11 protein-coding genes are annotated in these 14184 nt (G+C 74.2%); 9 read left to right on the forward strand and 2 right to left on the reverse strand.

Annotated elements, in window-relative coordinates:
• Positions 1-345: 345 nt before the first annotated feature.
• Together K353_RS33165 and K353_RS33170 are read right to left on the reverse strand one after the other, a co-directional pair.
• Positions 346-594, reverse strand: a complete 249-nt coding sequence (locus K353_RS33165) for a hypothetical protein (protein WP_111557191.1) — start codon at positions 592-594, stop codon at positions 346-348.
• Positions 591-4340, reverse strand: coding sequence for a colicin E3/pyocin S6 family cytotoxin (locus K353_RS33170; RefSeq protein ID WP_111557192.1), 3750 nt, complete (start codon positions 4338-4340; stop codon positions 591-593). The genes K353_RS33165 and K353_RS33170 overlap by 4 nt, the downstream gene beginning before the upstream one ends.
• A gap of 884 nt (positions 4341-5224) precedes the next feature.
• On the opposite strand from K353_RS33170, the gene K353_RS33180 reads away from it, so the two are divergent.
• The 9 genes from K353_RS33180 (at position 5225) to K353_RS33220 (ending at position 14171) form a co-directional block, all read left to right on the forward strand.
• Positions 5225-6553 (forward strand): hypothetical protein, encoded by a 1329-nt coding sequence (locus tag K353_RS33180; RefSeq protein ID WP_146616650.1) that lies wholly within the window; start codon positions 5225-5227, stop codon positions 6551-6553.
• Between the two features lie 346 nt (positions 6554-6899).
• Entirely contained in the window at positions 6900-7682 is a 783-nt protein-coding gene (locus tag K353_RS33185; RefSeq protein WP_146616651.1) for a hypothetical protein, read from the forward strand.
• Positions 7683-7716: 34 nt separating this feature from the next.
• A complete protein-coding gene (locus K353_RS33190) occupies positions 7717-8613 on the forward strand; it encodes a hypothetical protein (RefSeq protein ID WP_111557196.1) in 897 nt (298 codons plus the stop codon).
• Positions 8610-9383, forward strand: coding sequence for a hypothetical protein (locus K353_RS33195; protein ID WP_111557197.1), 774 nt, complete (start codon positions 8610-8612; stop codon positions 9381-9383). The genes K353_RS33190 and K353_RS33195 overlap by 4 nt, the downstream gene beginning before the upstream one ends.
• Complete coding sequence (locus tag K353_RS33200) at positions 9380-10393, forward strand: hypothetical protein (protein ID WP_111557198.1); 1014 nt, start codon at positions 9380-9382, stop codon at positions 10391-10393. Before K353_RS33195 ends, K353_RS33200 begins: the two co-directional genes overlap by 4 nt.
• A gap of 216 nt (positions 10394-10609) precedes the next feature.
• A complete protein-coding gene (locus K353_RS33205; protein ID WP_233533994.1) occupies positions 10610-11623 on the forward strand; it encodes an ABC transporter ATP-binding protein in 1014 nt (337 codons plus the stop codon).
• Positions 11620-12516 carry an ABC transporter permease gene (locus tag K353_RS33210; RefSeq protein WP_111557199.1) on the forward strand — a complete coding sequence of 299 codons (897 nt, stop codon included), beginning with the start codon at positions 11620-11622 and terminating at the stop codon, positions 12514-12516. The genes K353_RS33205 and K353_RS33210 overlap by 4 nt, the downstream gene beginning before the upstream one ends.
• Before the next feature lie 9 nt (positions 12517-12525).
• Positions 12526-13443, forward strand: coding sequence for an ABC transporter ATP-binding protein (locus K353_RS33215; protein WP_111557200.1), 918 nt, complete (start codon positions 12526-12528; stop codon positions 13441-13443).
• An 11-nt stretch (positions 13444-13454) separates the two neighbouring features.
• On the forward strand, positions 13455-14171 hold the full coding sequence (locus tag K353_RS33220) for an ABC transporter permease (RefSeq protein WP_111557201.1): 717 nt from the start codon (positions 13455-13457) through the stop codon (positions 14169-14171).
• The last annotated feature ends 13 nt before the right edge of the window (positions 14172-14184 follow it).

A 14184-nucleotide genomic window follows, 5' to 3' on the forward strand; every position in this document is an offset into this window, starting at 1 on the left:
AACGCATCACCTACGCCGTCCTCGCCCTGGTCGTCGGCCTCATCACCGCATTCGGCGCCCTCACCCTCACCGACTCCCACAACACCGACGAGCACTCCGCCTGACCCCTCCGGTGCTTCGACCGCGACCGGCGCCCCGCCCCTCCCGGCGGGGCGCCGGTCGCGGTCGGACGCGGGCCCGGGTCAGCCGTTCTCCGGGGGCGAGGCCCCGCCCGGTGAGCCGGTCGAGCTGCTTGGGCGGGGTGCAGCCGTAGCCGCCGCCGACGTCGGCAGCGTTCCGGACCACGGCTCCTCCCGGAAGCTCCGCCCGCGCAGGCGGACGTCGGCGGCCCTGCGCCGCCGCGGGTCAGTGCACCCCCCACGCATCGTCCTGCGCTTCGAGGAAGTAGGCGATCCGATCGGGGTCCGCCCGGACGTCCAGGAGCGCGGAGACCGCCGCGAGCTGGCTCTCCGCGAGCGGGAAGGACGACCCGATCAGGTCGGGGTGCGGTCCGACCAGTCGTGCCGCGTCGTCCGCGGTGAAGCTCGCGGGCAGCTCCTGTTCCACCACCAGGGAGTCGCTGTTCCGGTCGAAGCCGAGTACCACCCAGATCATTTCACGCACTTCCGTCCTGGATCGGGGCCCTTGAGCTGCTGGCCGGAGACAGGATCGTAGGCGCCGAGGTGCTTGCCCTGCTTGTTGTACTTCTCGATCTCGCCGTGCTGCGAGTCCCACTCGTAGATGTGCCTTCCGTCCTCCCAGCGGGGCCGCAGGCCGCCGCCTCCCTGCACCGGGGTCTTCGGCGAGACCCGGTTGGCACCGGGGAATCCCGGCAGGCCGCCCCTGGGCGGCGGTACGCGGGCCGGGATGGCCCGGCTGCCGGGAGCGGGGGTGGACGGCTGGTTGTTCCCGGAGTTGCCGCCGCCACCGGAGCGCTTCTTCTTGGCGAGGCCGAGCGGGTCGATCTCGTCCAGCGGGTTGGTGACGTAGGCGTAGTGGTGGGGCGCGGGCGAGAGGCCGAGCGGGTCGGGGGTGGTGAACCGCGCGGTCTCCGGGTCGTAGTAGCGGTGGCGGTTGTAGTGCAGGCCGGTCTCGTCGTCCTGGTACTGGCCGGGGAAGCGCAGCGGGCAACCGGTCGACCCGGTGCTGCTGGTCGTGACCGGCAGGCCCCACAGGGTGGCGGTGCGCCGCCACTCCACGTCCCCGTTCGGTGCGACGAGCTCGGTCGGCGCGCCTGCCAGGTCGGTGACGACGGCGTGGCACCGCTCGTCGACCACACCGGCGGCGGTCCGGGTCCGCTGGACCTGGGCCACCGGGCGCCAGGTGTGGGGTTCGTACTCCCAGGTGGTGACGGTCGCGGCGGACCGGCCGGTGACGTGGTGGCCCTGCTCCGCCAGTTGCTCGTCGTCCCAGCAGAAACGGGTCTCGGCGAGCACGGCGCCGTCCGGTGCGGCCAGTTGCTTCACGGTGCGGCGGCCCAGCGGGTCGTAGAGGTAGCGCCAGTGCTCACCGGACGGAGTGACGGCGGAGGTCATCCGGTCGTACGCGTCGTAGCCGAACCGCCAGGTCTTCTCCTGGCCGGAGAGGGTGCGCAGGTGCCGGTGCGTCAGCCGGCCCTGGGCGTCGTACTCGTACCGGAGGCGGCCGGCTCGGCGGAGCAGCATTCCGTCGACCGTGCGGGCGCCCGCCGCGTCCGCCGGAGCGCCGGCGGGCAGCTCCGCGTGGAGCGGGTTGCCGACGGGGTCGTACGCGTACGCCTCCGTCCAGCCGGAGGTGCGGGAGGCGGTGACCTGGCCGAGCGGGTCCAGGTCGAAGTGGCGGGTGCCGTCGGTGCTGTCGCTCTGGGAGGTCGGGACGCCGTCGGCGCGGTAGGTCCAGCTCCGTCCGTTCAGCAGCCGCGAGGCGGGGGCCGGGCGGCCGCCGTCGACCGCGACGAGCTGCTGGGCGGTCAGGCGGCCGCGGGCGTCCCAGTCGCTGACCAGTGCGGTTCGGTCGCCGATCCAGCGGTGGAGTTCGCGTCCGGCGGGGTCGTAGCCGAAGGCGAGGCGGAGGCCGGACGCCTCCAGGACGGCGGTGCGGTGGTTGGCGTCGTGCTGCCAGGCGGTCACGGACCCGCTGGGGGTGCGCCGTTCGACGCGGCGGCCGAGCGGGTCGTACCGGTTGGACAGGGTCAGCCCGTTGGCCGATTCGGTGAGCACCCGGCCGAGCGCGTCGTGCGTGAACTCCAGTCTGACCGAGTCGTTGCGGGCACCGGTGAGGTTGCCCGCCGCGTCGTACCGGAAGTCGACGCGGGTGCCGGCGTCGGTGGTCTGCCGGACGACCCGCCCGGCGGCGTCCCAGGTGAAGTCGACGCGCTGGCCGGCGCCGTTGGTCCGCCGGGTCAGCTGCCCGGCGGCGTCGTGCTCGTAGTGCACCGTCCGGCCGTTGAAGTCCGTTTCGGACGCGAGGTTCCCGGCGGCGTCGTAGGAGTAGCGCCAGGACCTCCCGTCGGGGCCGGTGACCGCGGTGAGCCTCAGCTCGCTGTCGTAGCGGAACTCCGTCCGGTTGCCCGCGGCGTCCCGCCTGGCGGTCGGAACCCCGAAGGCGCCCCGGTCGTAGCCGGTCCGGCCGCCGTGCGGGTCCACCTGCTCCAGCAGGTTCCCCTCGGGGTCGTAGCTCCGCTCCTCCCGGCTCCCGTCGGGCAGCTGCCGCCAGCTCGGCCACCCCTCGACGGTCCAGCCGAATTGCGTCGTCCGGCCGGACTGGTCGGTCTCGGTGACGACCCGGCCGAAGGCGTCGCGGGTGAGGCGGGTGGTGTGGCCGAGCGGGTCGGTGAGCGCCGTGGTCAGTCCGGCCCCGTCGTTGGCGATGGTGACGGCCTGCCCGGCCGCGTCGACGATGCCGGTGGGCCGGCCGGTCCCGTCGTACGCGTACCGCGTGGTGGCGCCGCAGGGATCGGTGATCGCCACGCAGTTGCCGCGGTCGTCGTAGGCGTAGTGCCACACCGCCCCGTCGACGGTGGTCACCCGGACCGGCAGGCCGTGGGCGTCGTACGCGGCCTCGGTCGCCACTCCGTCGGGGTAGGTGATCCGGATCGGCCTACCGTTGGCATCGAGGTCGTACCGGGTGCTCCGGCCCAGCTGGTCGGTGGTCGAGAGGACGCGGCCGAAGCGGTCGTACTCGGTGTGGACGGCGTGGCCGCCCGGGTCGACCGTGCGGAGGACGTGGTTGCTCCGGTCGTAGTGGTACTCCGTCCGGCGGCCGAGACCGTCCGTGACGCTGGTGACGCGGTTCCCGTCGTCGTAGGCGAACGCCGCCTCCAGGGCCCCTTCCGACCCGTGCCCCCGGCGGACCCGGCCGTCGGGGCCGTACTCGTACGCGTACCAGAAGCCGTTCCGGTCGGTCCACGAGGTGATCCGGTCCTGGGCGTCGTACGCGTACACCAGCGGGACGCCGGAGGAGTTGCGGATCTCCGCCAGCCGGCCGCGTGCGTCGTAGCCGTAGCCGACCACCGTGGTGCCGAGCCCGCGGTTGCTCCCGTCCAGCAGCCGCAGGGCCTCGATCCGGGGGCCCGCCGCGGTGTGGAGGGTGTCGACCGCGACCCGGTAACCGCCGGAGTGCCGGATCTCGGTCGGCAGGCCGGCCTCGTCGTGCAGGTGGTCGACGCGGTTGCCGTTGCGGTCGGTCAGCGCGCTGAGCGGTCGGACCGCGGAGGTCCCCGCCGCGGCGAAGTGCCGGGTCCAGCCGGTGTCGGTGTCCTCGATCCGGATGGTGTCGGTGTCCCTGTCCCAGCTGAGCGGCCAGCGGGCGCCGTCGGCGGGCAGCACGGGCCGGGCCGTGTCGTCGGGGCGCGGGTAGTGCAGGACCTGGGCGTCGTCCCCCGCGAAGTGGATGCCGTCGGCGTCGACCTGCACCCGCTGGTCGACGCTGGAGCACCAGCCGGCACCGAGGTACTGCCCGCCCTGGTACCCGGACGCGTACGAGCGCCGGAGGACCAGCGGGAGGACGCCGGGCAGCTCCAGGTCGGTCTCCGAGAGGATCATCTGGCCGGAGACCACGTCCACCGGGTCACCGGCGGTCAGGCACCGGGTGTTGCCCTCCGAGGACTGCCCGGGCCTGCCGCGCCCCGGCAGGTTCCGTGACCCGCCGCGGCCGCCACCGGCGCGCGGATGGGGCAGGCCCCCGCCGCCCTCGCCCTTGAGGATCTTCTCCAGGTCCTTGACGTGCCTGGCCTCGACCTCGCGGGTGTTCCTGGCGACCTTGGCGAGGTTGTCGCCGGCCTTCCGGTAGAAGGACTTCAGCGCCTTCCCGGCGTCCTCCGCGAGGGTCTTGCCGAGCTTCTGCGCCCCGTGTTCGAGTGCCTTGACGATCTGGTTGCTCATGCGAAGCCCACCCCCGTGTCCTGCGCGAACTCCCCTACGGGGTGCGCGAACTCGCGCACCCCGTCCGCGGTCACCGTCGGCCGGCCGACGTCGGTGGACGACCGGAACGACACCGCTCCGCCAGGTGGTCCGACCGCCACGACGCCCCTCCCCGGTGACCGCAGGCGTGTCCGACCGTAGCCCAAGTCATCGGGGAGGGGAACGGATTCCGACGTGGCGGCGACTGCCGAGGAGGCCGGGCGGCGACGAACGCGGCGGCCGGCGCGACCAGTTCGGCGATGGTCTCCACCTTCACCCCCACGCCGAGCCCTCCCCCGAAGACGTCCGCACATCCGGGCGACCGTCACCACGGGTGGGCGGGAGGGGGGTTTTGCGCAACGTTGACCGCGCGCACCGGGCCCGCGCGTACGGTGGTGCCGGCCGTCGGCGGTCCGGGACGGCGCGTTCCCAGCGGGCCCGCTCTTTGGGAGCATGGACCGGACCGGACCCGGACCGCGGAGGTACTGCGTGAACACCGGTGCACCGCCCCCCGACGACACCCCCTTCCTGGGCATCGCCGACACCGCCGCGTGGAAACGCTGGCTCGACCGCCCGAAGGACCGGCTGGACCTCCACCGGCTGGACCTCCACCGGCCGGCCGGGCCGACCGGTCCGGCCGACTCCGTTCCCCGCCGGTCCGGCCGGTTCAGCAGGCCCCGACCGGGCTGCCCCGCCCCCGGCGCCGACGAGGACCGGGACGGGCGGGACGGGCGGGACGGGCGCGACACCGGGTCCGGGTCCGGGTCCGGACCGGATCAGTGGGGTGCCTCGGTGGCGGTCCGAACCGGGCCCTAGGCTCGGTGGCGGAGCCCGAAGGACGGGACCGGAGCCATGGAGGGGTACGGATGAGCGGGGACGGCGGCAGTCCGGGTCAGCAGCACGGCGGCGGGCAGCCGTACGGGCCGGGGGCCCACGGGCCGGGCACCCAGGGGCCGGGCGGCGGGCCGGGGTACTGGCCGGGGTACGGGCAGCCGGGGGGCCACCCCCACGGGGGCTGGGGGCAGAGCCCCTGGGGTGCCGTGCCGGTCGCGCCGAAGCCCGGGGTGCTGCCGCTGCGCCCGCTCGCGTTCGGCGAGATGTTCAGCGCCGTCTTCGACACCGTGCGGCGCTACACCGGCGCGCTCTACCTGCCACTCGCGGCGGTCACCGGCGTCCTGGCGGTGCCGATGGTGGTGGTGGCGGTGCTGCTGGCGGGCCGGCTCGGCGACGCCTACAACGCCCTCCCGGACACCTCGCGGGGCGAAGAGCCCACCGGCGACCAACTGTGGGCCCTGGGCTGGCCGCTGCTGGTGGTCTTCGGGCTGATCCTGCTGCTGGGGATCGTGCAGTACGTGATCGCCGGGCCGCTGGCCACGGTGGTGCTGCGGGCCGCGACCCTCGGCCGCCGGATGACGGCCGGTCAGGCCTGGAAGGAGGCCCGCCCCCGGCTCGGGGCGGCCGTCGCCTCGATGGCGCTGCTGTACGGCCCGCTGCTGGTGCTGAACGTCCTGCTGGTGGGCCTGGCAGTGGGGCTCGGCACCGTCACCGGCAGCGTGCCGCTGTTCCTGCTGCTGCTCCTGCTGAGCGCGGCCATCGGGGTCGCCGGCGTCTACGCGGTGGTGCGGCTGGCCCCGCAGGTCCCGGTGCTGGTGCTGGAGGACAGCACCCCGAAGGCGGCGATCGGCCGGGCCTGGCAGCTCAACCGGGGCAACTGGTGGCGCAGCTTCGGCCTCACCGCGCTGGTCACCGCCATCGGCCGGGTCGCGGCCGGGGTGATCAGCTACCCGCTGTCGATCGCCCTGTCGGTGCTGGTGCCGCTCAGCTCCGTCGACTTCGAGGGCGAATCCGCCCGGCTCCAGCTCAGCCACGGCACGATGACCGCCGTGCTGGTGGGCTACTCGCTGCTGGTGCTGTTCGGCACGCTGGCGACCGGCCCGCTGGTCCCGCTGGTCAACGGCGTGCTCTACATCGACCGCCGGATCCGCAACGAGCGCCTGGACATCGCGCTCGCCGAGGCCGCCGGCATCCACTTCGCCGAGGCGTACGGCTACCCGCAGGCGGCGCCGTCCGCTCCCGCTCAGCCCGCTTCCGCCCAGCCCGCGCCGTCCGCGCCCGTTCCGCCCCAGCCCGGGGCGCCCGCGGAGCCCGGGACGGCGGCCGAGCCGTCCGCCGGGGAGGGGCCGGCGGGGCGCTGAACCGTTCCGGTTCCGGGTTGCGGTTCAGTCACGGGCTGTCCGATTGGCCGTGGATTACGGCGATTGGTCGGCGGAACCGTGTTGTTGAGGGCCGCACAGGTCTCACATAATTCGTGCACCGCGCAATGACGAACGCGTTCGGGCCGACCGGGGGGACGGCCCGCGCCGCTGCGCGGGCCGCCATGTGAACCCTGGGGGGAGACCCTTGTCCGTTCCCGAACCGTCCCCTGACCGGGACCTGACCCCGAGTCCGGCACCGACCCCGACCCCGGCGCCGACTCCGACGGCCCCGCCCGTTACACCTGCACCTGCACCTGCGCCCGCCGCTGAGGCCCAGGGGCCCCAGGTGGCCCATACGGTCACCGCCGGAGCCTCGCGCCGACTGCCCCGGGCGGCCGGGGTGGTGCTGTCGGTGGCCGGGCTGCTCGCGGTGACCGCGGCCAGCGCGGCCGTCACCGTCGCGGTGGGCCGGCCCGACCGCTCCGGGCACGCCGCGGCCGTCGCGGTCGTCGCGGCGTCCCCGTCGGCGGCCCCGAGCCCGTCGGCCACGCCGAGCCCGACCCCGACGCCGTCGGCCGCGCCGACCCCGTCGCCGACGGTGGCCCCGCGTCCGGCCAGCACCCTGCGGGGCAGCGTCTCGGGCGGCAAGCACAGCGGTGACCTGCGGTACTTCCTGTTGCCCGTGCCCGACGACGCGGACCCGTACGGCTCCCCGGACGGCGCGATGATGAGCATGGCGGACCTCCAGGCCCAGTACAGCAAGGACGTGGACATCAAGGCGGTCCTCGACTCCTGGGGCTTCAAGGAGGCGGCCACCCGCACCTACCGCACCCGGGACGGGAAGTCCGAGGTCCGCACCGACCTGCGGCGCTTCGGCCGGGCCGACCGGGCGCAGGGCTTCGCCGACAACACCAGTTACGACCAGCCCTCGTTCGGCGTCGACGGGGTGTCGAACGCCAGGGGCTACGTCTTCAAGCCCGAGCAGCAGGCGTACACCGGCGAGCTGGTCGGCATCGGCGTGGTCGGCGACGTGGTCTACGAGGTCACCGTTCAGGTGCAGGGCGACCCCGACAAGGCGCTGCTCGCCGACGCCATGAAACGTGCGCGCGACCGCCTTGCCAACGGCTGACGGACGTCCCGAACCCTCTTTCCAGGAGCACCAGTTGAGCACCGAATCCGCGGACGCGGCGGAGCCCGGGACGGCCGCTGCCGAGCCGACCGCGCCACCCGCGCCGACCGTCCCGCCCACCTCGCCCCTCGACCCGGTCGCCCCCCTCGACCCGGTCGCCCCTCTCGACCCCGCCGACCCCGGGTCCGACCTGATCGAGTCGGGCCGCCCGGACGCCGAACCCGCCCGCGGCAGGCGGCGGTTCGGCGCGGGCGCGCTGTTCCTGGCCGCGGTGCTGGTCGGCCCGGTGGTCGGCGCCGGGGTGGGCTACGCGATCCAGGCGTCCCGGCCGCCGACGCCGCTGCCGGCCCTCACCGCGCCGAAGATGACGTACTCCGCCGAGCGGGTGGACGCCGCGGCGCTGGCCGCCGCCGGTCCGCCGCCGCTCGACATCGACGGCGACCTGCGCAAGCTGCTGGTCGAGCCGCCGTCGGGCAGCACCGACCTGACCGGCGAGGACGGCGACGGCGACGGCTGGCTGTCCCCGGCCGACCGGGCGGAGACCTTCGGCGACAGCGAGCAGATGTTCGTCCGGATGCTCGGCAACGGCTTCCGCCGCGCCGCCACGGTGCGCTGGAAGACGGGCGAGGACGTCTACCAGGTGATGCTGGTCCAGTACGTGCCCGAGTCCGTGGTGCAGGCGATCACCGGGACGGTCCCGAGCGCCTCCGCGGACATGGACGTGTCGAAGTTCCCGGGCAACGACGAGGGCGTCCTGCTGCTCGCCAAGCAGCCCTACACCTACGCGCGCAGCACCGAGACGTACCACTACGGCGAGGCGCTCGCCCGCAAGGGCACCGTGCTGATGACCGTCCAGGTCTACGCCGAGAAGCCGGTGGACCGGGCGCAACTCGAAGACATCGCCAAGCGCCAGTGGGAGCGACTCGCGTGACCGACATCGAATCCCCCGGGACGGACGCCCCGGTGAAACCCCGCCGACGGGCCCCGAGGGCGGTCGCCGCGGTGCTCGCGGCGGCACTGCTCGGCGTCGGCATCGGCGAGGTGGTGATCCGGGTGCACTACGGCGACGAGCCGGCCGCGCCGGTCGCCGCCGCGGCCCCCGCGCCCTCGGCGAGCACGCCCGCGCCGTGGGGCGCCAAGTCCAACGGCAACCACTTCGGCAGCCTGCGCGACCTGCTGCTGCCGGTGCCCGACGGGTACCGGCTGGGCCCGGACTACAAGGGCCTCGGCAACGACGGCGAGTTCGGCGGCGCGGACCTGGCCCGGGCCCAGGAGGAACTGCTGGACGAGGTCCCGGAGAAGTACCGGGGCCGGTTGAAGGACGCGCTCTCCACCCTGCACTTCACCGGCATCGGGGTGCGCAGCCTGGCCCGGTTCGACAACCGGCTGATGGCGGTGCTGAAGCTGACCCGGTTCGACCAGCAGACGGTGTCGGAGCAGAACGCGCTGTTCGGGGCCCTGGTCGACGACAGCGACCTGTTCCGGCGCGGCCCGGACGTGCCGGGCCACCCGGACGCGCGCTGCGCGCTGCCGGCGCTCCAGGCCGGCGACCAACTCGACTACGTGACCTGCTACTCGGCCGAGGGCGACCTGCTGGTGCAGCTGCGGGTCTCGGGCGTGGCACCCCTCGACCAGAACAAGGTCGTGGACCTGTTCCGCCAGCAACTGGACCGACTGGCCCGACCGGGAGCCGCCGCATGAGCAGTGACACCACCCCTCCGCAGCCGGACGCCCCCGCGGCCCCGGCCACCCCGCCGCCGCCGGACCCCTGGGCGCCCCCGGCCCCGGACCCGTTCCGGCCCCCGTCCGGGGCAGCGGACCCGGCCCGGGCGCGGACCGGCTCCGACCGCCGGCGCGGGTGGCAGCTCGGCGCGGCGGTGCTGCTGACGCTGGTGACCGGCGCGGCGACCGCCGTGCTGGTGACCCTGCCGGACCGCACCGACGTCCCGGGCCTGGCCACGCCGAACGACGGCCGGTACGCGTTCCCGGAGCTGACGCTGCCTCCGCTGCCCGCGGGCGCCTCGGCCCCGTCCGACTACAAGGTCAGGACGCACGCGGCGGACCTGCGGGGGCTGCTGCTGCCGCTCCCGGAGGGCGCGGTCGCCACCGGACCGTCGGCCGACCCGTCGGCCGGTCCCTCGTCGAGCGCCGCCCCGGGGACGTCCGCGACCGCGTCCGCGTCCCCGAGCGCCGCCGCGACGGCCTCCGGCGCACCGTCCGCGACGCCGTCCGGGTCCGCGTCCGGGTCCGCCGGGCCGGCCCTGCCCGCGGTGGCGGGCCGCTGGATCCCGTGCGACCGCGACGCGATGCTGGCCGGGGACGACGCGCACACCCTGCGGCTGACCACGGACGCCTGCCGGGGCGCCGCCGCCCAGGGCTGGACCACCCCCGACGGCACCCGCACCGAGCTGCGGCTGTTCCACTTCGGGACGGGCGACGAGGCGGCCGACTACTTCGCCGGCGCGACCCTGATGACGGGGACGAAGGACATCGCGTCCTGGCACCTGGACGCCGGCGAGAAGTACCCGATCGCCTTCGGGCAGGTGGACGTCCGGCTCTCCGACGAGCAGGCCCACGGGATGCCCACCGGCCGGGTCGGCTGGGTGCAGAGCGGCGACGTGGTGGCGATGGTCCAGCTGACCAACCCGCAGGGCGTCCCGGTGCAGGCGTTCCGGCAGGTGGTCGCCCTGCAGAGCAGCATGCTGTCCTGAGCGCGGCCCGGGCGGCCCGGGCGGCCCGCGCGGGCCGTTCCGGCCGGGGCGGCGCCCTGACGCACCGTCGGACGCCGCTCGGACGCCGCTCGGACGCCGCGCGCGGCTGCCCGCCGCCCCGTCCCCTAGGGGGCGGGGCCGGGCGGTCATCCCGTGGGGGGAGGGAAGCCCGGCTTCCCAGCGCATTCCGCGGGCCACCGGTGCACGGCTACGTTGATGACCGTGTCCACAGTCATCAAGACGGACGGCCTCACCAAGAGGTTCCCCCGGGTCACCGCGCTCGACCGGCTCACCGTGGAGGTGGAGCCGGGCGTGGTCGGTCTGGTCGGGGCGAACGGCGCGGGCAAGTCCACTCTCATCAAGATCCTCCTCGGGCTGTCCCCGGCCACCGAGGGCACCGGCCAGGTGCTCGGCCTGGACATCGCCACCCAGGGCCCGGCGATCCGCGAACGCGTCGGCTACATGCCGGAGCACGACTGCCTGCCGCCGGACGTGTCCGCCACCGAGTTCGTGGTGCACATGGCCCGGATGTCCGGCCTGCCCGCCGCCGCGGCCCGCGAGCGCACCGCCGACATCCTGCGCCACGTCGGCCTGTACGAGGAGCGCTACCGCCCGATGGGCGGCTACTCGACCGGCATGAAGCAGCGGGTGAAGCTGGCCCAGGCGCTGGTCCACGACCCGCGGTTGGTGCTGCTGGACGAGCCGACCAACGGCCTCGACCCGGTCGGCCGGGACGAGATGCTCGGGCTGATCCGCCGCATCCACTCCGACTTCGGCATCTCGGTGCTGGTCACCACCCACCTGCTGGGCGAGCTGGAGCGGACCTGCGACCACCTGGTGGTGATCGACGGCGGCAAGCTGCTGCGGTCCTCCTCCACCGCCTCGTTCACCGGCACCACCCAGCTGCTCGCCGTCGAGGTCACCGACCACCCGGTCGACCGCGCCTTCGACGCCGACGCGGTGCTGCGCGAGCGGCTGACCGAGGCCGGCCTGACGGTCCGCGCCGACGGCAGCCGCATCCTGCTGGTGGAGATCGCCGGCGACGAGACGTACGACACCGTCCGCGACGCCGTGGACGACCTCGGCCTCGGCCTGATCCGGCTGGAGCAGCGCCGCCACCGGGTCGCCGAGATCTTCAGCACCCGGTCCGACGAGGACGAGCCGGACGAGTACGGCGAGCACGGCCACGACACCTACCAGGCCGCGGCCGCAGGAGGCGAGCAGGCATGACCACCCCCGCCGACGCCCACAGCGGCGTCATCCACGACATCGGCTACCGCCCGTACACCGGGCCGCGGTTGGGCCGCCGGTACGCCACCCGCTCGCTGTACGTGCAGAGCCTGCGGGCCGCGTTCGGCCTGGGCCGCTCCGGCAAGTCCAAGGTGCTGCCGTTCCTGCTGCTGGGCGGGATGGCCGCGCCGGCCCTGGCGATGCTGGCGATCGCGCTGTTCGCGCACCTGGACGAGATGCCGCTGGACTACGCCGACTACCTGGCCACGTTCGTCGTCCTGCCGCAGATCTTCCTGGCCGCGCAGGCCCCCGTGCTGATGTCCCGGGACCTGCGGCACCACGTGGTGCCGCTGTACTTCTCCCGCCCGGCCACCCGCGGCGACTACGTGGCGGCCAAGTTCGCCGCGATGTCCAGCGCGCTGATGATCGTGCTGTCCACGCCGCTGCTGCTGCTGTTCGTCGGCGCGCTGCTGGCGAAGTTCCCGCTCGGCGACAACCTGCTGCACCTGCTGTACGGCCTGGTCGCGGCCCTGCTGTACGCGCTGCTGTACGCCTCGCTCGGCCTGCTGATCGCCGCCGCCACCCCGCGCCGCGGCTTCGGCGTGGCCGCGATCATGGGCGTCCTGATGATCACCCGGGCGCTGGCCTCGATCGTCTACGCGCTCAACGGCGGCCTCGACCCGCTGCGGTCGGACTCCGCCGCCTGGGCGTTCCTGATCTCGCCGTCCCAGCTGGTGGAGGCCCTGGCCAACCGGCTCTTCGGCCTGGGGGCGGACAGCGCCACCGTCCTGCACGCCCCCGGCGCGGCCGGCGCGGCGGTGTTCGCGGCCGTGCTCGTCGCACTCACGGCCGGCGGCTACGCGCTGATGCTGCGCCGCTACCGGAACGTCTGAGAGGCAGCCATGGCCGTCATCACCATCGACAAGGTCTCCCGCTGGTTCGGCAACGTGGTCGCCGTCAACGACGTCACCATGACCATCGGACCCGGCATCACCGGCCTGCTGGGCCCCAACGGCGCCGGGAAGTCCACCCTCATCCACATGATGAGCGGCTTCCTCGCCCCCTCCTCCGGCACCGTCGCCCTCGACGGCACCCCGATCTGGCGCAACCAGGAGGTCTACCGGGAGATCGGCCTGGTCCCCGAGAAGGAGTCGATGTACGACTACCTGACCGGCTGGGAGTTCGTCCTCGCCAACGCCGAACTGCACGGCCTGGCCGACCCGGGCGCCGCCGCCGAACACGCCCTCGCCCTGGTCGAGATGGAGTACGCCCAGGACCGGCACACCGGCACCTACTCCAAGGGCATGAAGCAGCGGGTCAAGATGGCCTCCGCGCTGGTCCACGACCCCTCGGTGCTGCTGCTGGACGAACCGTTCAACGGCATGGACCCGCGCCAGCGCCTGCACCTGATGGAACTGCTGCGCCGGTTCGGCGCCGACGGGCGCACCGTGCTGTTCTCCTCGCACATCCTGGAGGAGGTCGAGCAACTGGCCCGCCACATCGAGGTGGTGGTGGCCGGGCGGCACGCCGCGTCCGGCGACTTCCGGGAGATCCGCCGCCTGATGACCGACCGGCCGCACCGCTACCTGGTGCGCTCCAGCGACGACCGGCGGCTCGCCTCGGCGCTGATCGCGGACGGCTCCACCGCGGGCATCGAACTCGACGCCGCCGAGAAGGCCCTGCGCATCCAGGCGGTCGACTTCCAGGGCTTCACCACCCTGCTGCCCAAGGTCGCCCGCGAGGCCGGCATCCGCCTGTACACCGTCTCCCCGGCCGACGAGTCGCTGGAAAGCGTTTTCTCGTACCTGGTCTCGTCCTGAAGGGCCCACCGATGAACACCACCGTCGCCCGGCTCACCGCGCGCGGCCTGTTCGGCCGCCGCCGGGTCCTGGTCCTGCTGGCCGTCCCGGTCCTGCTGCTGGTCCTGGCCGTGATCGCCCGCAACAGCACCCTGGACGAGCTGGCCCTCGCGCACAGCGTCCTGGGCAGCCTCGCCCTGGGCACCCTGGTCCCGATCACCGGCCTGATCGTCGGCACCGGCGTGATCGCCACCGAGATCGAGGACGGCTCGATCGTCTACCTGCTCGCCAAGCCGCTGCCCCGCTGGAAGATCGTCACCACCAAGCTGGCCGTCGCCGTCGCCAGCACCTGGCTGCTCTCCGCCGTCCCCACCTACGTCGCCGGCCTGGTCCTGTACGGCCCCGGGGACGGCGTGGCGCTCGGCTACGGGGTGGGCGCGCTCGCCGCGGGCGCCGCCTACAGCGCGCTGTTCCTGCTGCTGGGCGTGCTCACCCGGCACGCGGTGATCGCCGGCCTCGCCTACGCGCTGATCTGGGAGTCCCTGATCGGCAACTACGTCGAGGGCGCCCGCACCCTCTCGGTCCAGCAGTGGGGCCTGGCCCTGACCGAGGCGGTCGCCGCCGACGGCACCGTCACCGCCCCGGTCGGCCTGACCACCGCGGTCTGGCTGCTGGTCGTCGTCGCGGCGGGCGCCACCGCCGCCGCCTCGGTCAAGCTGGCCGGACTCACCCTCGGCAGCGAGGAGTAGGCCCGCGCCCGGA

Source organism: Kitasatospora sp. SolWspMP-SS2h (assembly GCF_003259315.1).
GTDB classification, from domain to species: Bacteria; Actinomycetota; Actinomycetes; order Streptomycetales; family Streptomycetaceae; genus Kitasatospora; species Kitasatospora fiedleri.

What these genes read in the sequence shown, in the direction of transcription:
- K353_RS33165 (WP_111557191.1), bottom strand. Translation starts at nt 594, where the DNA reads ATGATCTGGGTGGTACTCGGCTTCGACCGGAACAGCGACTCCCTGGTG.
- K353_RS33170 (WP_111557192.1), bottom strand. Translation starts at nt 4,340, where the DNA reads ATGAGCAACCAGATCGTCAAGGCACTCGAACACGGGGCGCAGAAGCTC.
- K353_RS33180 (WP_146616650.1), top strand. Translation starts at nt 5,225, where the DNA reads ATGAGCGGGGACGGCGGCAGTCCGGGTCAGCAGCACGGCGGCGGGCAG.
- K353_RS33200 (WP_111557198.1), top strand. Translation starts at nt 9,380, where the DNA reads ATGAGCAGTGACACCACCCCTCCGCAGCCGGACGCCCCCGCGGCCCCG.
- K353_RS33205 (WP_233533994.1), top strand. Translation starts at nt 10,610, where the DNA reads ATGACCGTGTCCACAGTCATCAAGACGGACGGCCTCACCAAGAGGTTC.
- K353_RS33210 (WP_111557199.1), top strand. Translation starts at nt 11,620, where the DNA reads ATGACCACCCCCGCCGACGCCCACAGCGGCGTCATCCACGACATCGGC.
- K353_RS33215 (WP_111557200.1), top strand. Translation starts at nt 12,526, where the DNA reads ATGGCCGTCATCACCATCGACAAGGTCTCCCGCTGGTTCGGCAACGTG.
- K353_RS33220 (WP_111557201.1), top strand. Translation starts at nt 13,455, where the DNA reads ATGAACACCACCGTCGCCCGGCTCACCGCGCGCGGCCTGTTCGGCCGC.